Raw genomic sequence first — 18,795 nt, forward strand, 5'->3', positions numbered from 1 at the left:
TCGGGCAACGGCCCGGCGACGAAAGGACCCCCTCCGATGGCTGACGTGGCAGGACGATGGCAGACCCGGCTCGGTGAGCTGATCGCCGAGTACGAGGTGCCCGGTGCGACCCTGGCCTTCCTGCACGAGGGAGAGGTCCACGAGTTCGCCGCCGGAGTGCTGAACGTCGCCACCGGCGTCGAGGCGACCCCCGACTCGCTCTTCCAGATCGGCTCGATAACGAAGCTGTGGACGGCGACGCAGATCATGCTGCTGGCCGAGCAGGGGCGGGTCACCCTCGACACCCCGGTGCGGGAGATCCTGCCGGAGTTCCGGGTCGCGGACCCGGAGGTGTCCAAGACGGTCACGCTCCGGCACCTGCTGTCGCACACCTCGGGCATCGACGGCGACCTGTTCCTCGACACCGGCAGAGGCGACGACTGCCTGGAGAAGTACGTCGAGGCGTGCGCGGACCTCGCGCAGATCCACCCGCTCGGCGCCACCCACTCGTACTGCAACTCCGGCCTGTCCATCGCGGGCCGGGCGGTCGAGCGCCTGACCGGCAAGGTGTGGGACGCCGCGCTGCGCGAGCAGGTCGTCGAGCCCCTGGGCCTGACCCACACCTGGACCCTGCCGGAGGACGTCCTGCGCTTCCGCGCGGCCATGGGCCACATGGGCGGCGCGCCCGCGCCGATGTGGGGCCTGATGCGCTCGGCCGGGCCCGCCGGGCTGATCTGCGCCCGCGCCGCCGACGTCGTGGCGTTCGCCCGCGCCCACCTCGACGGAGGCCTGCTGGCCGACCCGCGGGCGATGTGGGAGCCGCAGGTGGACGTCCCCAACCCGCACACGCTGGGCCGGCAGTGGGGGATCGGCTGGATCCTCGACGAGTGGGACGGCCGCCGGGTGATCTCCCACGGCGGCAACACGATCGGCCAGGCGGCCATGCTCTGGGCGGTCCCCGGCACGGGCACGGTCGTGTGCGTGCTGGCCAACGGCGGCCAGACCGGCGCCTTCCAGCACGCCGTGGCCACCGAGCTGTTCGCCGACCTGCTCGGCCTGACCGTCCCGCCCGTGCTCGGCCCGCCGGCCGAGCCGTACGAGACCGACGTGGAGCGGTACGCCGGGGTCTACGAGCGGGCCGGCATGCGCATCACGATGACCGTGCGCGACGGAGCGCTCGCGACGCACATGGAGGCCACGGGCGCCCTCGCCGGCGCGCAGCCGCCCATGGACTTCGACCTCGTGCCGGTGGACGACGTCACCTTCGTCGGCCGCCCGGAGGGGCAGCCCGACTGGTGGTCGGCGGTGTTCTTCCAGCTCGCCGACGGCACGCCGTACGTCCACCTCGGCGCGCGGGCCACGCCCAGGATCGGCCGAGGCGGGGAATGAGCGCACGGCCGCGCGCCAGCCTGCGCCGGGTCCTGGAGGATCTCGGCAGCACCGTGCTCGACGTGGCCGCCTCACCCGGTGACCTCGACGCCGAGGTCACCGGGGTGCACATCTACGACCCCCTCGACGAGCCGCTGCTTCAGGAGGGGGCTCTCGTGCTCGCCGTCGGGGTGGACTCGGCCGAGCGGATCCGGGCCCTGCTCGACGCGGCCGGTCCGGCGGCCGGCATCGTCGTCAAGCAGCCGGTGGAGGTGGACGAGCCGCTCCGCGCGAAGGTCCTGGAGACCGGGGTCGCCGTGCTCGGCCTCACCCGCGCCGCCTCCTGGGCCCAGGTGGCGGCGCTGCTGCGCTCCCTGCTGGCCGAGCTCCGGGGTGAAGGCGATCTCGCCGAGCCGGGAGAGCCCCCGCCGGACGGCCTGTTCTCACTGGCCAACGCCGTGTGCGCGCTGCTGGACGCGCCGGTGACCATCGAGGACCGCTCCTCGCGCGTGCTGGCCTACTCCGAGCGCCAGGAGGAGGCCGACCCCGGGCGGGTGGCCACCGTGCTCGGCCGTCAGGTGCCGGAGCGGTATCGGCGGATGCTGGAGGAAGGCGGCGTCTTCCGCCGGCTCTACCAGAGCCGCGAGCCGATCTACATCGAACTCGACGACGAGGGGATCAACCGGGCGGCGGTGGCCGTCCGCTCGGGGGACGAGATCCTCGGCTCCATCTGGGCCGCGGTGCGCGAGCCGCTCAGCGAGCAGCGGCGGCGCGCCCTCGCCGACGCCGCCAAGATCGTCGCCTTGCAGCTCCTGCGGCAGCGCGCCGGGGCCGACACCAGCAGGCGGCTGCGCGCCGACCTGCTGTCGACCGTGCTCGCCGGCGGCCGTGACGCGGCGGAGGCTGCGGGCCGTCTGGGCGTGGCGAGCGAGCGCCTGTGCGTGCTCGCGGCCCAGCTCACCGAGGAGACCTACGACGACGCCGCCCGGCTGGAGGGCGACAGGCAGCGGTTCTGCGACGCCCTCGCGCTGCACGTCGGGGCCATCCACCCCAGGGCCGCCGCCGCGCTGGTCGGCTCGGTGGCCTACGCCGTGCTGCCCCTGCAGGCCGGCGGGCAGGAGGAGACGCGGGCCGTACGCGTGGCGGAGAGCTTCCTGACCAGGGTCGGCCCCCGGCACGCGGCCAACATCGGCGTGGGGCGCCTGGCGGCCGACCTCACCGAGGTGGCCAGGTCGCGGGCCGACGCCGACCGGGCGCTGCGGGTGCTGCGCGCCAGGAGCGCCTCCGGCCAGGTGGCCGGGTATACGAGCGTGCACTTCGAGGCGTTGCTGCTCCAGCTGGCCGATCTGGTCAGGGCGGAGAAGCAGGCGCCCACCGGGCCGTACGAGCGGCTGCTCGCGTACGACGCCGAGCACGGCGGCGAGCTGGTCGCCACCCTGCGGGCCTACCTGGACGCCTTCGGCGACGTCAACGCCGCCGCCGCGCGGGTCCACGTGCACCCCAACACCTTCCGCTACCGCCTCAAGCGGCTGACCGAGATCGGCGGGCTGGACCTGGCCGACTCGGACGCGCGGCTCGGCGTCATGCTCCAGATGCGGATCTTCGGCCGATAGCACGACGAGCGCGGGAAGCCCGGTGAGGCGACTCGCGCGGCTGGAATCAGCAACGTGCAACCAATGGTTGCGCTAGCGCCACCCTCCTGGATAACCTCATGTGCAACCAAACGTTGCAGGAGGCTGACGTGGAGTTCGGCACAATCGAGCGCGAGATCTACATCGAGGCGTCGCCGGAGATCGTCTTCGAGGTGGTGAGCAGTCCCGACCACCTCAAGGAGTGGTGGCCGGACGACGCCCGGTACGAGCCGGCGCCCGGGGCGGCAGGGGAGATCGTCTTCGGTGACCGCGACGCCGGCGGGGCGGTGGTGTCGTTCACCGTCCTCGACGTGCGGCCGCCGCGGACGTTCTCGTTCCGCTGGACGCATCCGGCCGGTGAGGTGGCGGCCGAGGGCAACTCGCTGCTGGTCACCTTCGACCTGACTCCCTCTGGCGGCGGGACGCTGCTCAAGATGACCGAGTCCGGCTTCCGCGAGATGGGCTGGGAGGTCGCCGTCTTGGAGCAGCAGTACCGGGAGCACGTCACCGGCTGGGACTTCTACCTGCCGCGGCTGGCGGCGTACGTCGCGACGCTGCGGGTGCGGCCGTGAGCGTCGCGGCGGCCGAGAGCGTGGACGACGACCTCTGGTCGGCGATCGGAGACCCGACCCGGCGCCGGATGCTCGACCTGCTGCTCATCGAGGGCGACGGCACCGCGACCTCGCTGGCCCAGCGGCTCCCGGTCACCCGTCAGGCGGTGGCCAAGCACCTCGGTGTCCTCGACCGGGCCGGCCTGGTCCGGGGGACGCCGGCGGGCCGGGAGAAGCGGTATCGGGTGGACGACGCCCAGCTCGCCCGCGCGGTGGCCCAGCTGTCGTCCGTCGGCGCGGCGTGGGACGCCCGGCTGCAGCGGATCAAGCGGATCGCCGAGGCGATCCAGCGCACCCAACAGGACTGACGAGACCAAGGAGAATCGAAGATGGCAGACATCCTGCACAGGATCGGGGTCAAGAGCCCGTCGCCGGAGAAGGTGTACGACGCGCTGACGACCGTCGAGGGCCTCGCCGGCTGGTGGACCGACGACACGAAGGGGAGCGGCGACGTCGGCGGCGTGCTCGAGTTCCGGTTCCCGCCCGGCGGCTTCGACATGGAGGTCGTCGAGCTGGCTCCGTCCGAGCGGGTGGTGTGGCGGGTGGCCGACGGCCCCGAGGAATGGGTCGGGACGACGATCGACTGGCACCTCCGCCAGGACGGCGACTACACGATCGTGCTGTTCACGCACCGGGGCTGGAAGGAGCCCGTGGAGTTCATGCACCACTGCAGCACCAAGTGGGCCACGTTCCTGATGAGCCTGAAGTCCCTGGTGGAGACCGGCGAGGGCGCGCCGTCGCCGCGGGACGTGCAGATCAGCGACTGGCACTGAGCCGTCCACGGGTGGCCTGCGGGAGTCAGAGCGGGATCCACTCGGTGGCGACGGTGACCTCGTCCAGCAGCGACGGGATCGGCTCGACCCCGATGCCCGGGCCGGTGGGCACGGTCAGATGCCCGTCCTCGAGCTCGAAGGGCGGTGTGATGTCGGTTCTGTAGTAGCGACGGGAGCCGGAGGTGTCGCCGGGCAGGGTGAAGCCGGGCAACGCGGCCAGCGCGACGTTGGCCGCCCGGCCGATCCCGGTCTCCAGCATGCCGCCGCACCAGACCGCCACGCCGTGGGCGCGGCACAGGTCGTGGATGCGCCGGGCTTCGAGGTAGCCGCCGACCCGGCCGGGTTTGATGTTGACGACCGAGCAGGCGCCGAGGGAGATGGCCGCCGCCGCGTGCTCGGCGGACTCGATCGACTCGTCCAGGCACACCGGGGTGCTGATCGCGGCGGCCAGCCGGGCGTGCTGGACCATGTCGTCGTCGGCCAGCGGCTGCTCGATGAGCAGCAGGCCGAACTCGTCCAGCCGCGCCAGGTGCGGGGCGTCGGCAAGGGTGTAGGCGGCGTTCGCGTCGACCTGCAGCGGCAGCTCGGGCCCGAAACGCTCGCGCACGGCGCGTACGGGCTCCAGATCCCAGCCGGGCTGGATCTTGAGCTTGACGCGGACGTAGCCCTCGTCCAGGTAGCCGGCGACGGCGTCGAGCAGTTCGGGGACGGAGTTCATGATGCCGACAGAGACCCCGGCGGCCACCCGGCTCCTCGTGGCGCCGAGGAAGCCGGCGAGCGACTGCCCGGTGGCACGCAGGTGGGCGTCCAGCACGGCCGTCTCCAGCGCGGCCTTGGCCATGCGGTGCCCCTTGATCGGGCGCAGCGCCTCGTTGACGGCGTACGGGCCGGGGTGCGAGGGCAGCGCGGGGATCAGGAAACGGCGCAGCACGTCGGCCGCGCCTTCGGCGTACTCGGAGGAGTAGAGCGGCTGGGTCATCGCCACGCACTCGCCCCAGCCCTCGGCGTCGGGCGTGACGACGCGCAGCAGCAGCACGTCGCGCCGCGTCTCGGTGCCGAAGGACGTGCGGAACGGCGCGACCAGCGGCATCGCGATCCGCCGCAGCTCGACACCAGTGATCTTGATGCCCGTGTCTGTCATATCCGTGGTTGTCATATCCGTGGTCTTCATCCCCGTGGTTTTCATCACAGCTCGCGGCCTTCGCCGCCTCTCCTTTCGTCGCGGGCGCCCCGGCGGACGACGTAGCAGGACCTGTCGTGGAATCCGGTGACCCGCGCGCCGTCGCGCAGCAGGCCGCCGAGCACCTCGCGCAGGGCCAGCCGCCAGGCCCGGGCCGCGGCCGGATCCGTCACGCGCAGGGTCTCGATGTCCCCGGGCACGGCGACCAGCACCGTCTCGGCGTCGGTGCGGCCCCGCACGGGCCGGCCGCCGTCGTCGTCCAGTCCCGTGACCGCGTCCGGCGGGATCTCCACCGGGGACGGCTCACGCCGTACGGCGGCGAGCACGGGCGGTGAGGTCAGGCACCAGACGGCGAGCACCCGGTCGGACTCGTCCCCGGCGTTGATCGCGTCGCCCATGCTGCCGTAGAAGGCCGGCAGGTACTCCTCGGGCCGGGCGCCGAGCTTGGCGAGGTTGAAGTGGGCGTTGCGGCGCACCAGCGGATCGTACGTCCAGGTGATCGTCTCCAGGCCCCGGTCGAGCGCCCACTTCCGCTGGTGCAGCTTCATCGCGAAGCCGACGCCCCGCCCGGTGAGTGTTCCGGTGATGTGGGAGTGCAGCGCCCGCCGCGGCGGGGCCGCGACGAACCCGACCGACGCGCCGACCAGCCGGTCGTGCAGGTAGGCCCCCGCGACGTAGTTGCCGGCGTGCGAGAGCGCACGCAGCATCTCCACCGTGACCGGCGCACCGCCGGGATCCGGCCGCCAGATGCCGCCGAACAGGCGGCAGACCTCCTCGAACTCCCCGATGGCGTGCAACTCGCGCAGGTCGGGTTCGTCAGGGCCGCTCATCCCCGCACCGCCTCGACCAGGCCCGCCAGCAGCGTCGTACGGCCCGGCATCTCGGCCACGACCACGTGCTCGTCGTCGGCGTGCGCGCCGCCGCCGACCGCGCCCAGCCCGTCCAAGGTGGGGCAGCCGGCCCCGGCGGTGAGGTTGCCGTCCGACGCGCCTCCGACGGCCGCGCCCGTGAGGGGAGCGAGCCCGAGGCCGGCGGCGACCCGCTGGGCGAGCGCGAACAGGCCGGCCGACGAGGCCGGTTCGAGCGGCGGGCGGTTCGGGCCGCCGAGAACCTCCAGGCGGGTGCCGGGCGTCCGGGGTGACAGCGCCCGCATCAGCGCGTCCACGCGGAGCTGGGCCGCGACGGTCGGCAGGCGGACGTCCACGGCCAGGCGGGCCAGTGCGGGCACGGTGTTCACGGTGGTGCCGCCGGACAGCAGCGTGGGCGTGACCGTCGTTCCGTCCAAGGTCCCGTCCGGGCCGTCCGCGGCCGCCATCGCGGCGACGGCGAGGATCTGGTGGGCGAGCTCGACTCCGGCGTTGGCCCCCTTGCCGGGGTCGAGGCCCGCGTGGGCGGCCCGGCCGTGCACCACGATCTCGTACGCCGAGATGCCCTTGCGTGCGGTCTTCAACGCGCCGCCCTCGGCGCTCGCCTCCAGCACGAAGGCGGCGGCGCAGCCGCGCGCCGACTCCTCGACCAGGGTGCGGGAGGACGGCGACCCGACCTCCTCGTCCCCGGTGACCAGCACGCACACGCCGTCGGGCGAGGGCAGCGCGGCCAGCGCGTGGAACATCTGCACCAGCCCCGCCTTCATGTCGAACACTCCGGGCCCCCACGCGATCCCGCCGCTGACCGACCACGGCCGCGTGCGGAGGGAGCCGATCGGCCAGACCGTGTCATGGTGACCGAGCAGCAGCACGCGCGGCTCGCCGAAGCTCCACCGCAGGTGCGTCACCCCGTCGATCACGATCGTCTCGGGAGGCACGCCGAGCAGGCGGCGTCCCTGGCCGGCGACAACGGCGGCGCTGCGGGCCACCGCCTCGTGGTCGGCGGAGAACGACTCGCAGCAGACGAGCTCCTCCAGGTCCGCGAGCATGGCAGCGGCGTTCACGGCGGTCGTCACCGGGGCCTGCCCAGCTCGGCCCGGAACAGCCGCCGCACGTTGCCACCGAGGATCTTCAGGATGTCGTCGGCGGGCAGGCCGCGCCGCAGCAGGGCCTCGGTGACCAGGGGCAGCCCGCGTGGCCCGTCCAGCCCGGGCAGGGCGGCGCCGGGGTCGATCCCGTCGAAGCCGAAGTCCTCACAGCACGGGGGAGTGACGTCGTGCAGCACCTCGCGGACGAAGTCGGGCCCCAGTCCCACGTGGTCGATCCCGGCGACGTCCGCGACGTGTTCGATGTGGTCCACCAGCCGGTCCACGGTGTGGCCGGCGGAGTCCTCGGCGAGGAAGACGGGGAAGAAGTTGACGCAGACGACCCCGCCGGTGGCGGCGACGCCGCGGATCTGGTCGTCGGTGAGGTTGCGGTGGTGGTCGCGCAGGGCGCGCGCGGACGAATGCGTCGCCATCACCGGGCGGCCGGCCAGCTCCAGCACGTGCTCGACCCCGCGTGCGCCCAGGTGGGAGACGTCGAAGATCATGCCGAGCCGCTCCATCTCGCGTACGGCCGCCACCCCGGCATGGGTCAGCCGGCCACCGGTGGCGTCCTCGCCGCTGCCGTCCGCCAGCGGCGTGCGCCCCCAGTGGGCGATCGAGGCGACGCGTACGCCGAGCCGGTGCAGGGTGGGCAGCAGTTCGACGGAGGAGTCCAGGCCGGGCATGCTCTCCAGCGCCAGGACCAGGGCGATCACGCCGTCGTCGAGCGCCCGGTCGACCTGCGCGCCGTCCAGGCACAGCCGTACGGCGTCCGCGTTGCCCTCGGCCAGGGTGTGCGCGCACTCGATCATGCGAAGGGTCTGGCGCAGCGCGCCCTCCGGGCGGTAGCGGTCGTCGACGAAGACCGGCAGCACCTGGAGGTCGACTCCGCCGTCCCGCAGCTGGGGCAGCCACCGTTCCCGGAAGAACTCCGCCCACCGGGCCGGCGGGCGTTCGGCGACCGCCATCAGCAGGTCGTTGTGCGTGTCCGCGACGACCGCGCGGTGGTGGAGGCGCTGGTGGGGATGCTGGTGGAGTTCGACTGACACGCCGCTGACGGTACGGCAGGGAGGGAGCGGGTTAGTTCGTGCGGTCTCACCAAAGACCGGCGTGATGTTCGTCCGTTCGCACAAAGGCCTCACATTACTTTGTAAAGGCAGTCCACTGAATAAGCTGACCTCGTGGCAGCGCCGTACCGGACGATCAGGGGCATCGTCGAGCACGAGATCGAGATCCGCCGTTCGCGCTTCGTCTGCGCGCTCGCCCCTGCGGCCACGGAGGAGGCCGCGCGGGAGTTCGTCGCCGAGCGCAGGCGGCTCTACGCCGACGCGACCCACAACTGCTCGGCGTACGTCGTCGGCGAGAGCGTGCGCAGGGCGGACGACGACGGGGAGCCCGGCGGCACGGCCGGCACGCCGATGCTGGAGATGCTCACCCGGCGCGGCTTCGCCGACGTGGCCGCCGTCGTCACCCGCTACTTCGGCGGGGTGCTGCTGGGCGCGGGCGGCCTCGCGCGGGCGTACGGCGGCGCGGTGGGGGAGACGCTCGACCGGGCGGAGGCGGTCGAGATGGTCCCCGCGGCGGTCGTGACCGTGTCGGTCGGCCATGCCCAGGCCGGGAGGCTGGAAAGCGACCTGCGCGCCTCGCCGTACGCGCTGCGCGGTGTGGACTACGGCGCGCGGGTCGCCTTCGAGGTGGCGGTGGCCGAGGACCGGCTGCCCGTCTTCGAGGAGTGGATCGCGGCGGTCACCGCCGGGCGGGCCGTGACCGCGCTCGGCGGCACCGTCCACCTCGCCCGCTGACTGGAGGCGCTCCTCACCTGCTGGGCGCGACTATGCGCGCTGCCGAAACCCGCATGATCACAGCGAACAGTCTCATCAATCCCGGCACCCGCCTTCCAGGGGGCGGTCGCGGATCTACTCGTGTTCCATCCCCGACTGCGCGGCCAGCGTGGTAGAGCAACGCGGCGCGCGCACGAACGGTGGCGTCGGCGTACGGCCCGGACATTTGTTCAAGACGCCGACGCGCACCGGCGGCGACCGTAGGCCCATGACTATTTCCCCGGGGCTCGACGGCCCTGCTGCTTCGACGACGCCGACCTGCGGTTGCCGCACCGGCAGGCTGATGTGAACAGGCCGGCACGGCGCCGGCGGCGCCTCTTGATCACCTCGGCTGTCCTTTTCGTCGCCGCCGGGTCGCTTCTCGTGAACGCGGAGGTGGTGACGCGGCAGAGCGCCGAGGCCAGTGGGAATCCGACCCTGCCCCTCAACGGGGGGAACATCTACGTGCGCCAGGACGGCCCCCGCGATGCCCCGGCACTCGTATTGATCCACGGGCTCGCCGCGTCGACCCGCTCGTGGGACGCGCTCGTTCCGCTGCTGACCAAGTCCCATCGCGTCATCCGAATCGACCTGCTCGGGCACGGCAGGTCGGCCAAACCGGTCGGCGGTGGCTACGGGATGCCGGAGCAGGGACGCCGGGTCGGTGAGGCCATGGACCGGCTCGGGGTCAAGCGCGCCGTAGTGGTCGGCCATTCCACCGGCGGCGCGGTCGCCACCGCGCTCGCCGAGCAACGCCCCGACCTGGTGACCTCGCTCGTGCTCATCGACACCGCGCCCAGTCTGGACGCCTTCATCTCAAGCGGCTTCGTCGGTGGGCTCTTGTCCGACCCCGTCATCGGGCAGCTGCTGTGGCGGCTTCGGACCGACGGCCTGATCCGCCAGGCCGCGAGCACCGCGTTCAGCCGCCCCGGCTACCAGGTCCCGCAGTCGGTTGTGGACGACGCGCGCGGCATGACCTACCACGCCTTCATCGCGACATCGCAGGACGGCGACGACTATGTGAAGCAGCGCACGCTCCCCGATCGGCTGATTTCCCTCGGCAAGCCGCTGCTGGTGATCTTCGGTGAGGAAGACCGGAGATGGCGATCCTCCTCCGCCGCCGAATACCGCGCTGTTCCGGGCGCGAAAGTGGAGGTGCTGCCCGGTGTCGGGCACTCGCCCATCATGGAGGATCCGCCGCGGACCGCCGCGCTTCTTCTGGCCTTCACCGCGAGCCACACCACCCAGGCGCGCTGAACAAGACGACGCTGAGGAGCCCGGCCGGACCGGCCTGCGGTGCGGGTGGATCCGGCCGATGTGCTCCGCCGTACGTGTTACCCGACACACTTCGCCAAGACAGGGGACGGCGGTGCGATCGCGGTGCGTATCGCGCTCGACTACCCGGACGAGGTGCGTGCGCTGATCGGTGTCGTTCCGTGGAACGCTGCGGGGACGACTGCCGGGGACGAGGTGATCGTCGGCTTCGATGCCGCATACGGCGATGCCGAGGCCCTCGCGCAAGCAGTGGCGGCAATCTCCGTGGACCCGTCGAAGACCTCGGGTCTGACGCGCGGCATGCTGACCGTCACCGAACAGATGTGGCACGGCTGGCTGGCCGGCGGTGCGCTGACAAGCCAGGCCGACGAGCTGTCTGAGATACGCGTACCGACCTGCTACATACTCGGCGGGAAGGACGTCGTCGTAGATCAGGCCAAGCAGCTGGACGACGTGCGGCGCATCCCCGGAGGCCGTGCGGTCCTGCTGAGCGACCTTGGACACCTGTGTGGTCTCGAGATGCCCGACGTCGTCGCGAACGAGATCTCGAACTTCCTGGAGACGGAGATACGCACCGATCCAGCCGAAAGTCGTTGAGAGGCCAGGACGCCGGATGGTCCGCTTCAGCACGTTGTGAATCTCCCGCAGGTGTTCGGATCGTCAGCCACTGTCGAGGACTCGGTTGAGCAGGTCGACGATCATTTTCGATTCCGAGGGGGAGAGGGCGCGCAGTAGCTCATTCTGGGCGTCGGCGATGAGGGCGCTGAGCCTCTCCAGATGGTCTTTGCCCGCGGGGGTGAGCGTGACGATATTGCGCCGGCCGTCGGCCGGGTCGGGACGCTGTTGCAGAAATCCTTGCTCGACCATCGCGTTGACCCCCGTCACCACATCGCTGCGATCGATTCCGGTGCATCTGCCCAGATCGGCTTGGCTGGATGGGCCGAACTCGTCGAGGGCCGACAGCATCGCGAACTGGCGTCGGGAACTCGTGCCGGCTAGCGCTCGGTCGGTCAGCCGGTTGGCCGCGATCGCCGCCTGATTGATCACCCAGCTCGGCAGGACGCGCAGCCGGGCGGGTGTCGGGTGCGTAGTGCTGTCCACCTCACCAGGTTAACCGATTGTTGGTGTCACCATCAATCTTGTGTATGGTTGGTGGCACCATCATTGGTGGCACCAACAGAAGTGGGAGTGCTGCCAGACCGTCACGTCACAAGGAGACTCGGATGACCGTGAACCCCGAATCGCGTCCCAGCCTCGGCCGCGCGTTAGGCGAGACCGCGCGCCTGATCGGCAAGTTGCACCGTCGCGCCCTCGCGGACTTCGACTCGGACTTCCCCACCTGGATGCTCCTGACCCTGCTCCGGGAGGCGGATGTTCCATTGCCCCTCGACGAGGTGGCGAAGGAACTCAACCGCCGTCTGGACCTGGCCGAGCCGGACACCGTACGGGTGCTCGAGCGCGCCGCTGCGGCGGGCCACATCACGTACCAGCCCGAAAACGCCTCCGCTGAAGCGGAACTCACCGAAGCCGGCAGGGACTACTTCACGGCCCTGTACGCGCATGCGCGCAAGGTCACGGATGCCGCCTTCGAGGGCATCGACGCGGCCGGGCTCGACACCGCTCTCACGGTGGTGCTGGCGGCCAAAGAACGCGCCGCCGCCGTACTCGGCTGACCAAGCGACCACCCGACGCAACGAGGAAACGCTCTCATGTCACCTCTTTCTCGGTTTGCACGAGCCTGCGCAATGGCCGCGCGAACCTCGCTCGCACTCTTGGCCGCGATCTTCGCCGTCGCGACGGCGGCGCCGTTCGGATCGACCACGGCATCGGCCGACACCGGCACGAACGCGGCGAAGTACTACGGCATGTGGAACTACGACCAACCCGATGCCGCCACTCTGAACAACATCGATGTGCTGGCCTGCCCCGACGGCGGCGGCCAGTGCGACCCGCAACTACCGCTGCCGCTGAAAGTCCCCCAGGTGGGCTGGGTGGTGTTTGCCCCCGGCCCCAACGGGACGGTCAACGGACACACCGATGGAGGCTGCACCTGGAATTTCCGCGTCCAGCGCACCGGACTGGAGTTGTCGTCCACGACCCAGCAGTGCACCAACCGGGCGGTCGGCTCTCCCGGCAACATCACGAAATGGTCCGTCCAGGTGAAGGGCAACCGCGAGACGGAGTCGATCGTGACCGTGAGCCATCAGCCCAACGGAGTGGATCTCATCGGCACCATGAATTCCGGCTCCCGCACCAAGGTGGTCGACGGCCGGCACAACGGCAAGTTCGTCCAGCGGTTCGTCGGCGACTACCGCTACGACCCGGCGGACCTCCACACCCTCACCAACGTCGTCTCCACCGACAAGGGCACGGTCTACCCGGAACAGGGCACGGTTCGATTCAGCGGCACGCACCATGGTCGCGGCAAGATCAACGCGCACACGCCGGACGGTTGTGACTGGACGCTCGTCGTGCGCGGCAACACCGCCGAACTTGATCCCGACACGCAAACCTGCCACACCGCGAACGGCGACCGCTCGCTGTATTACTGGGCGCTGGTCACCGACGACGGACAGCACATGAACGGCTTCCTCGCCGGATCCACCACCGCACCGGGCCAACCCCCGACCAACACCTTCCTGTACGTCGGCGCGCTGACCAGATCCGCCACCGATCCAGGCGAAAAGCCACGCCGTCCCGGGTCGTCAACCACTCCGACGATGTCGGCGGGGCCGGGACACTAGGGAACCCCACGGCCCGGCATCAGGCCGGTCGTGGAGATCATCGACCGTGCTCAGCCCGGGGACTGGGAGCGGGCGATCAGGTCTGGCCGGCCGAATCCGGGCCGGTCAGACCTTCGCCGCGGACGGTGAACTCTCCCGCCAAGAGGCGGCGGTCGTCGGCCGTCAGCGGGTGGCGGACCTGCACCGGCGCCGGCACGGCAGGGCGGTCCACGGCCAGCGAGGAACGATCAACGATCTACGGTTTGTCGAGGACTATGTCGTGCGTCGCTTGGGGGGCAAGGAAAGCGCACAACTGTGCAGCCTCGGTCAGCAGCGCGTCGTAGTCCTCTCGGCACAGCCTGGTGAACGGCCGGATGCGCAGTGAGTGGTTCCGGATCTTCCAGGTGCCCTGCCACATGCCGTCGACCAGGAAGGTGCCGGCGGTCGCGCCGTTGCCCGGCGGGAGCGGCACCGGGCGGTTGCCGAGGATCACTCGGGTGCGGTCCTTGTGTGACAGCAGCAGGTTGTCGTATTCAGGCAGGAACCGTGGCGGGGCAGGCATGTCCTCAGAAGGCCGGGGCGCCTCGGGTAGGTCGTACAGCGTCTGCCCCTCCTGTCCGCGGAACGTCCGCAAGGGCAGCCGCTCCACCACCTCGCGCAGGCGGGTCAGCCCGGACCACACCTGGATGTCCGCGACATGCGCCGGACCAAACGCGCCGAGATAGCGCAGTACCAGCGCGTCCACCGGCACCGAACGCAGCGGCGCGCCCAGCCAGCTCTCCACCGGTGCCCATGCCGCGGGACCGTTCTTGCCCCAGACGCCCCGCGGTGGCACCTGGCACAGCGCGATGTGATGCGTCGCCGCGTACGCCAGCGCGTTCGGATCGGCGTCCGGCCAGCGTTCCGCAAGCAGCTTGCCGAGCTCGGCGCGGGTGCGCGGCTGCTCCTCCAGCAGCTGCTTCGCCTGCCTGAGCAGCGCGTCCCGGTTCACTCCCTGGGTCCCGTGGCGAAAGTGCCCGCTGAACCGGGCGGCGTGCAGCGGATGGAACAGCGGGCGCCAGCCCAGGCAGTCGCGCGCGCTGACGAGATGCACGGTGTTGCGCATCAGGTGCAGCCGTACCACCTGACGCTGCTCGGTCAGCGTCGAAAGCTCGTCCGCCGCGAAGTCCTGGAGACGGGTCCACAATCCTACGTACGGGGCGAGCGGTGCCTGGGACTGCATCCCGCCCAGGTGCTCGATCGCGTCGATCGCCGGTGTCGGCGCGCGTTCCAGCAGGTGCTGGCGAGCCAGCGTGGCCCGGTTGAGACCACGCCGGCTCAGCACATCGGTCACTTCAGTGGTCCGAAGAAGGCCTGCAGGTCCGCGGCCAGCTGGGCCGGGGCCTCCATCGCCGGGAAGTGCTTGCCGCGCTGGAACTCGGTCCAGTGCGCGTTGGCCGGCGCGGGGACCAGCTTTCGTACAGTGTCGTCCGCTCCGAAGACCGCAAACCCCTGCGGTACGGCCGACGGCGCACCCCAGTCCGAGGAGTGCGCCTGCTCGTACAGGGTGTGCGCGGCGGTGGCGCCGGAGCCGGTGAACCAGTACAGGCTGACCGTGGTGAGCAACTGGTCGCGGTCGACCGGCAGGTCGGTCCACTCGTGGAACTTCTCGGCGATCCAGGCGAGCTGCAGCAGCGGTGAGTCGACCAGACCGTAGCCGATGGTTTGCGGCCGGCTGTTCTGGATCGCCAGGTAGCCGGAACCTTCCTTTGTGAATGCGTCCATCCGGCTCAGGATCAGCTTGTCGACCGGGTCGTTCTCGTCGAGTCGGTCGGCCATCCCCGGGATGAAGGTGGCGACGCTCGCGGCCGTCAGCGGATCGGTCACGACGTGTGCGCCGATGACATGCTCGCCGTCGAGGTCGGCGACCATGCCGGACACGCCGGCGCCGACGTCGCCGCCGTGCACGCCGTACCGCTCGTAGCCGAGGCGGCGCATCAGCTCAGCCCAGGCGCGTGCGGTGCGACCCATCGCCCAGCCCGTCCCGCCCAGCGGGGTCGAGAAGGCGTACCCGGGCAGGGACGGGGCGACGACATGGAAGGCCTGACCCGCTGCCGGGTTGACCAGCGGCTCGATCAGGTGCAGGAACTCGGCGACGGAGCTGGGGAAGCCGTGGGTGATCAGCAGCGGTTTGGCGCCGGGCTTGTCGGATGTGACGTGCAAGAAGTGGATGCGCTGGCCGTCGATCTCGGTGATGAACTGTGGGTGCTGGTTGAGCTGCGCCTCTTGGGCGCGCCAGTCGTACTGCGTGCGCCAGCACTCGGCGAGTTCCTTCAGGTAGGCCGGCGGAACGCCGCGAGTCCACTCCACGCCGGGCACTTCGCCGGGCCAGCGGGCGTCGGCGAGCCGGTCGTGCAGGTAGTCGACGTCGGCTTGGGGGATCTCGATGCGGAAGGGCTGGATGCCGTCGCTGATGGCGCTTCTCCTTGTCAACGGGGCCGGTACGGCCGGGCGATCGATGAGAGCTCTTGTGCTCACGCGGAGAAGGCTAGGAACATTAACGGAAAGGATCGTTCCTAGATTGCCGTCAGGATCGAAGAATGTCGGAGACTTCGGCGCGGCTGCTGCGCCTGCTGTCCCTGTTGCAGGCTCAACGCGACTGGACCAGTACCGAGCTCGCCACCCGGCTCGGCGTCACCACCCGCACCATCCGTAATGACATCGGTCGGTTGCGCGGGCTGGGCTATCCGGTCGACGCGCGGCCGGGTGTGGCGGGCGGGTACCGGCTCGGCACGGGCCGTGCCCTACCGCCGCTGCTGCCTGCGTACCGCCGCGAACGGCTCGATCGCGGGCATCGAGGAGACCTCGGTGCGTGCGCTGGCGAAGCTGCAGCAGGTGCTTCCCTCGCGGCTGCGCCACCAGGTCAGCGCCCTCCAGTCGTACGCGCTGCCGATGCCGTCTCGTGGCCCGCAGGTGGATCCGGACGTGCTGACCGTGATCGCGAGCGCGTGCCGGGACCATGAGCGGCTCCGGTTCGACTATCGGGCGCATTCCGGCGCGGCCGGCCGGCGCTCGGTCGAGCCGTACCGCCTGGTGAACGACCGGCGTCGCTGGTATCTGGTGGCCTGGGACCTGGACCGGGACGCCTGGCGCACCTTCCGGGTCGACCGGATCGAGCCGCGGACGCCGACAGGGCCGCGCTTCACGCCCCGTGCGCTACCGCCTGACGAGAAGATCGCGGCGCAGGTGGCACGCGGAGTCGGCGAGGCGACCTGGCGGTACCGGGCACGGGTGATCGTGCACGCGCCCGCGTCATACGTGCGGGACCGGCTGCCGATCCCCATGGAGGTGCAGTCCCTAGGCGAAGACCAGTGCGCGTTCGAGCCAGGCTCGGACCATCCGGAGATGCTCGCCCTCTATCTGGGCATGCTGGACGCGGACTTCACGATCGTGGACTCGCCGGAACTGGTTGACACGCTGCACAACCTGACGAAGCGCTATCAGCGCGCGATCGAGGCCAGCCGGCAAACGGCTGCCTGCTCCGCGCACAGAAGCCGCCATCACCAGCAGCACGAGTCTCCACCGGAATCGGGACAGAGTTGATCTTGTCCGCACCGCCCGGCGCCCGCTACCAGCCCAGGCCGAAGGAGTGGGTGCTTGTGCTCAGCGCCGACGGCAAGGGCATCGTCATGCTCCCTGGGCGTTGCGCGAGCTGACCGCCCGCGCCGCCCAATCCGCCGGCCATCACCTGGCCAGCCGCCTGCCGCCGAGGAGGTGTGATGGCGAAGCCGCGCGGACCGAATCCGACGTTTTCTGTGGTTTGTCGGGTATCCGTCAGGGGCCGGTTTTTGAGGATTGAGCCGGCTGCGGCGCTCGAGGAGCATGATCGCATGACCGATCAGTTGAACACGGCCAGATGGGCGGGGCTTGTCAGCCGTCCCGACTTCGCCGAGTACGCGGAGAAGTACCGCGACTTCTTCGTGATGCGCCGCCGCGACGGCATCCTTGAGCTCCGCATGCACACCGACGGCGACTCGTACGTCCAGACGCTTGCCAGTCACAACGCCTGGGGGCAGGCATGGCTGGAGGTCGGTAACGACCCGGAGAACGAGGTGCTCATCCTCACGGGTACCGGCGACCATTGGCTGGACGCGCGGCGCAGCGCCGACGGGCATTTCGATCGGACGGTTGACGACATCGCCAAGATGTACGAGGACGCGGCGAAGTTGTTGCAGAACTTCGTCTTCGGCGTCGACGTCCCGACGATCGCCGCTGTCAACGGGCCCGGACCGCACACCGAGATCGCGCTCGCCTGTGACATCACGATCTGCACCGAGGACGCACGCTTCTTCGACCCGCATTTCCTGGTGTCGACCGCGCCGGGTGATGGGCAAAGCCTCACGTTTCAGGAACTGATGGGCACCAAGCGAGCCGCGTACCACATCTACACCGGCCAGGCGGTGGATGCGCGGCAGGCACTCGAGTACGGCATGGTGTCGGAGATCGTGCCGCGCGAGCGCCTGGTGGACCGGGCGTGGGAGCTCGCTGACATGATCATGCGACGTCCGCGTGGCGCGCGCCGGATGACGCACGCCATCGTCAGCCGGCCGTGGAAGCAGCGGGTCGTCGATGACTTCCCATTCCAGCTGCAGAGCCAGGCTGCGGCGCTGTTCCTCGACGGGCCGCGGGCGGGCCGCCCACCGATTGGGGAGGAGCTTCGATGGTGAGCTCGCTGGGGGACGGGCATGGTGCGCAGGGAACCGCGAGGTGGCGGCGTTGAGCGGCATCTTGTACGCCGCCCGCAGGCGGGCATGGTGCCGAGCGGCGAGCGGCTCATGACCGCAGAAGTACCCGGGTCACCCTGACGCCGGCCTCAGCCCGTACAACACCGCTCGGGTCACCTCGTCGGCCACCTGGTCGGGTGAGGTGTCCGACAACCCGTTCTCCCGCCACCAACAAACCGCGCCGACGATCGTCGAGCCGGCGATGTGCGCCGTCACAGCCGACTCGTACACGCACCGTTCGACGAGCAAGCGAGACACCTCGGTGCGCACCGCGCGCTGGATCAGCGGGCGCAGAACGTCGATATTGCGCCGGCAGCCGTCCGCCCGGCGGGAATCCTCCCACAGCAGCACCGCCAGGGCGTGGACGAGGTCGGCGACCGGCGCAGGCGCAGCCGGAAGCCTGGTGGCGAACCGGTGCCGGATCTCATCGCGCACCATCGCCTCTGCGAACGCGTACTTGTCGGCGTAGTGCGCGTAGAAGGTGGCTCGGTTGACGTCTGCGCGCTCGGTGATGTCGCGTACCCGGGCTGCGCGAAAGCCCTTTTCGCGGATGACCTCGATGGCCGCCTGGCGGAGCAGCGATCGCGTCCGCCGGACCCGCCGGTCCGTGGTCATGCGAGCGCCTCCAAGCTACCGCGGCCGTTGCAGATCACCGCGTTGGCGCTGTTCCGCGCCTCGACCATGTTCAGCCCTTCGGTTTCTCCTCCTGCGACTACACCTG

General features: G+C 70.7%; 19 protein-coding genes and 1 pseudogene. 12 read left to right on the forward strand and 8 right to left on the reverse strand.

Annotation, left to right across the window (positions count from 1 at the left end):
- Positions 1 to 36 precede the first annotated feature (36 nt).
- The 5 genes from FH610_RS27840 (at position 37) to FH610_RS27860 (ending at position 4,362) form a co-directional block, all read left to right on the forward strand.
- Positions 37 to 1,368 carry a serine hydrolase domain-containing protein gene (locus FH610_RS27840; RefSeq protein ID WP_139577984.1) on the forward strand — a complete coding sequence of 444 codons (1,332 nt, stop codon included), beginning with the start codon at positions 37 to 39 and terminating at the stop codon, positions 1,366 to 1,368.
- A complete protein-coding gene (locus tag FH610_RS27845; protein WP_139577985.1) occupies positions 1,365 to 2,960 on the forward strand; it encodes a helix-turn-helix domain-containing protein in 1,596 nt (531 codons plus the stop codon). The genes FH610_RS27840 and FH610_RS27845 overlap by 4 nt, the downstream gene beginning before the upstream one ends.
- A 128-nt stretch (positions 2,961 to 3,088) precedes the next feature.
- Positions 3,089 to 3,550 carry an SRPBCC family protein gene (locus FH610_RS27850; RefSeq protein WP_139577986.1) on the forward strand — a complete coding sequence of 154 codons (462 nt, stop codon included), beginning with the start codon at positions 3,089 to 3,091 and terminating at the stop codon, positions 3,548 to 3,550.
- Entirely contained in the window at positions 3,547 to 3,897 is a 351-nt protein-coding gene (locus FH610_RS27855; protein ID WP_139577987.1) for an ArsR/SmtB family transcription factor, read from the forward strand. The genes FH610_RS27850 and FH610_RS27855 overlap by 4 nt, the downstream gene beginning before the upstream one ends.
- A 21-nt stretch (positions 3,898 to 3,918) precedes the next feature.
- Positions 3,919 to 4,362, forward strand: a complete 444-nt coding sequence (locus tag FH610_RS27860) for an SRPBCC family protein (protein WP_139577988.1) — start codon at positions 3,919 to 3,921, stop codon at positions 4,360 to 4,362.
- A 25-nt stretch (positions 4,363 to 4,387) separates the two neighbouring features.
- Here the strand turns inward: FH610_RS27860 and menC are convergent, their stop codons facing one another.
- From menC to FH610_RS27880, 4 genes are read right to left on the reverse strand one after another with little or no spacing between them, the layout of a single operon-like run.
- Entirely contained in the window at positions 4,388 to 5,488 is a 1,101-nt protein-coding gene (gene menC / locus FH610_RS27865) for an o-succinylbenzoate synthase (protein WP_205826129.1), read from the reverse strand.
- Between the two features lie 59 nt (positions 5,489 to 5,547).
- Complete coding sequence (locus FH610_RS27870; protein WP_139577990.1) at positions 5,548 to 6,372, reverse strand: GNAT family N-acetyltransferase; 825 nt, start codon at positions 6,370 to 6,372, stop codon at positions 5,548 to 5,550.
- The gene (locus FH610_RS27875; RefSeq protein ID WP_240809231.1) at positions 6,369 to 7,484 is read right to left on the reverse strand and encodes a M20 family metallopeptidase; all 1,116 of its coding nucleotides are present in this window, start codon (positions 7,482 to 7,484) and stop codon (positions 6,369 to 6,371) included. Before FH610_RS27875 ends, FH610_RS27870 begins: the two co-directional genes overlap by 4 nt.
- Positions 7,481 to 8,542 carry a dipeptidase gene (locus tag FH610_RS27880; RefSeq protein WP_240809232.1) on the reverse strand — a complete coding sequence of 354 codons (1,062 nt, stop codon included), beginning with the start codon at positions 8,540 to 8,542 and terminating at the stop codon, positions 7,481 to 7,483. The genes FH610_RS27875 and FH610_RS27880 overlap by 4 nt, the downstream gene beginning before the upstream one ends.
- A 132-nt stretch (positions 8,543 to 8,674) precedes the next feature.
- On the opposite strand from FH610_RS27880, the gene FH610_RS27885 reads away from it, so the two are divergent.
- The 3 genes from FH610_RS27885 to FH610_RS27895 all read left to right on the forward strand — a co-directional run bounded on the left by FH610_RS27885 (position 8,675) and on the right by FH610_RS27895 (position 11,185).
- Complete coding sequence (locus tag FH610_RS27885; RefSeq protein ID WP_139577991.1) at positions 8,675 to 9,295, forward strand: IMPACT family protein; 621 nt, start codon at positions 8,675 to 8,677, stop codon at positions 9,293 to 9,295.
- Between the two features lie 402 nt (positions 9,296 to 9,697).
- The gene (locus FH610_RS27890) at positions 9,698 to 10,570 is read left to right on the forward strand and encodes an alpha/beta fold hydrolase (RefSeq protein ID WP_276607710.1); all 873 of its coding nucleotides are present in this window, start codon (positions 9,698 to 9,700) and stop codon (positions 10,568 to 10,570) included.
- A 123-nt stretch (positions 10,571 to 10,693) separates the two neighbouring features.
- Positions 10,694 to 11,185 carry an alpha/beta fold hydrolase gene (locus tag FH610_RS27895; protein ID WP_139577992.1) on the forward strand — a complete coding sequence of 164 codons (492 nt, stop codon included), beginning with the start codon at positions 10,694 to 10,696 and terminating at the stop codon, positions 11,183 to 11,185.
- A gap of 63 nt (positions 11,186 to 11,248) precedes the next feature.
- On the opposite strand, the gene FH610_RS27900 is transcribed toward FH610_RS27895, so the two are convergent.
- Entirely contained in the window at positions 11,249 to 11,689 is a 441-nt protein-coding gene (locus FH610_RS27900; RefSeq protein ID WP_139577993.1) for a MarR family winged helix-turn-helix transcriptional regulator, read from the reverse strand.
- 122 nt (positions 11,690 to 11,811) lie between these two features.
- Here FH610_RS27900 and FH610_RS27905 point away from each other — a divergent pair, with 122 nt between their 5' ends.
- Positions 11,812 to 12,261, forward strand: coding sequence for a MarR family winged helix-turn-helix transcriptional regulator (locus FH610_RS27905; protein WP_139577994.1), 450 nt, complete (start codon positions 11,812 to 11,814; stop codon positions 12,259 to 12,261).
- 72 nt (positions 12,262 to 12,333) lie between these two features.
- Positions 12,334 to 13,332, forward strand: a complete 999-nt coding sequence (locus tag FH610_RS27910; protein WP_139577995.1) for a hypothetical protein — start codon at positions 12,334 to 12,336, stop codon at positions 13,330 to 13,332.
- 235 nt (positions 13,333 to 13,567) lie between these two features.
- Here the strand turns inward: FH610_RS27910 and FH610_RS27915 are convergent, their stop codons facing one another.
- Both FH610_RS27915 and FH610_RS27920 read right to left on the reverse strand, forming a co-directional pair.
- Positions 13,568 to 14,644 carry a winged helix DNA-binding domain-containing protein gene (locus FH610_RS27915; RefSeq protein WP_139577996.1) on the reverse strand — a complete coding sequence of 359 codons (1,077 nt, stop codon included), beginning with the start codon at positions 14,642 to 14,644 and terminating at the stop codon, positions 13,568 to 13,570.
- The gene (locus FH610_RS27920) at positions 14,641 to 15,828 is read right to left on the reverse strand and encodes an epoxide hydrolase family protein (RefSeq protein WP_338104589.1); all 1,188 of its coding nucleotides are present in this window, start codon (positions 15,826 to 15,828) and stop codon (positions 14,641 to 14,643) included. The genes FH610_RS27915 and FH610_RS27920 overlap by 4 nt, the downstream gene beginning before the upstream one ends.
- A gap of 62 nt (positions 15,829 to 15,890) precedes the next feature.
- On the opposite strand from FH610_RS27920, the pseudogene FH610_RS27925 reads away from it, so the two are divergent.
- Both FH610_RS27925 and FH610_RS27930 read left to right on the forward strand, forming a co-directional pair.
- A pseudogene (locus tag FH610_RS27925) lies at positions 15,891 to 16,893 on the forward strand (helix-turn-helix transcriptional regulator).
- Between the two features lie 287 nt (positions 16,894 to 17,180).
- A complete protein-coding gene (locus tag FH610_RS27930) occupies positions 17,181 to 18,017 on the forward strand; it encodes an enoyl-CoA hydratase/isomerase family protein (protein ID WP_139577997.1) in 837 nt (278 codons plus the stop codon).
- Between the two features lie 129 nt (positions 18,018 to 18,146).
- Here FH610_RS27930 and FH610_RS27935 read toward each other — a convergent pair whose 3' ends face one another.
- On the reverse strand, positions 18,147 to 18,689 hold the full coding sequence (locus FH610_RS27935; protein WP_139577998.1) for a TetR/AcrR family transcriptional regulator: 543 nt from the start codon (positions 18,687 to 18,689) through the stop codon (positions 18,147 to 18,149).
- Positions 18,690 to 18,795: the final 106 nt, after the last annotated feature.

This window comes from Microbispora catharanthi (assembly GCF_006334915.2).
GTDB lineage: Bacteria > Actinomycetota > Actinomycetes > Streptosporangiales > Streptosporangiaceae > Microbispora > Microbispora catharanthi.

Coding starts and splice junctions, on each gene's coding strand:
- FH610_RS27840 (WP_139577984.1), top strand. CDS start 37: ATGGCTGACGTGGCAGGACGATGGCAGACCCGGCTCGGTGAGCTGATC.
- FH610_RS27845 (WP_139577985.1), top strand. CDS start 1,365: ATGAGCGCACGGCCGCGCGCCAGCCTGCGCCGGGTCCTGGAGGATCTC.
- FH610_RS27860 (WP_139577988.1), top strand. CDS start 3,919: ATGGCAGACATCCTGCACAGGATCGGGGTCAAGAGCCCGTCGCCGGAG.
- FH610_RS27870 (WP_139577990.1), bottom strand. CDS start 6,372: ATGAGCGGCCCTGACGAACCCGACCTGCGCGAGTTGCACGCCATCGGG.
- FH610_RS27905 (WP_139577994.1), top strand. CDS start 11,812: ATGACCGTGAACCCCGAATCGCGTCCCAGCCTCGGCCGCGCGTTAGGC.
- FH610_RS27910 (WP_139577995.1), top strand. CDS start 12,334: ATGGCCGCGCGAACCTCGCTCGCACTCTTGGCCGCGATCTTCGCCGTC.
- FH610_RS27930 (WP_139577997.1), top strand. CDS start 17,181: ATGACCGATCAGTTGAACACGGCCAGATGGGCGGGGCTTGTCAGCCGT.
- FH610_RS27935 (WP_139577998.1), bottom strand. CDS start 18,689: ATGACCACGGACCGGCGGGTCCGGCGGACGCGATCGCTGCTCCGCCAG.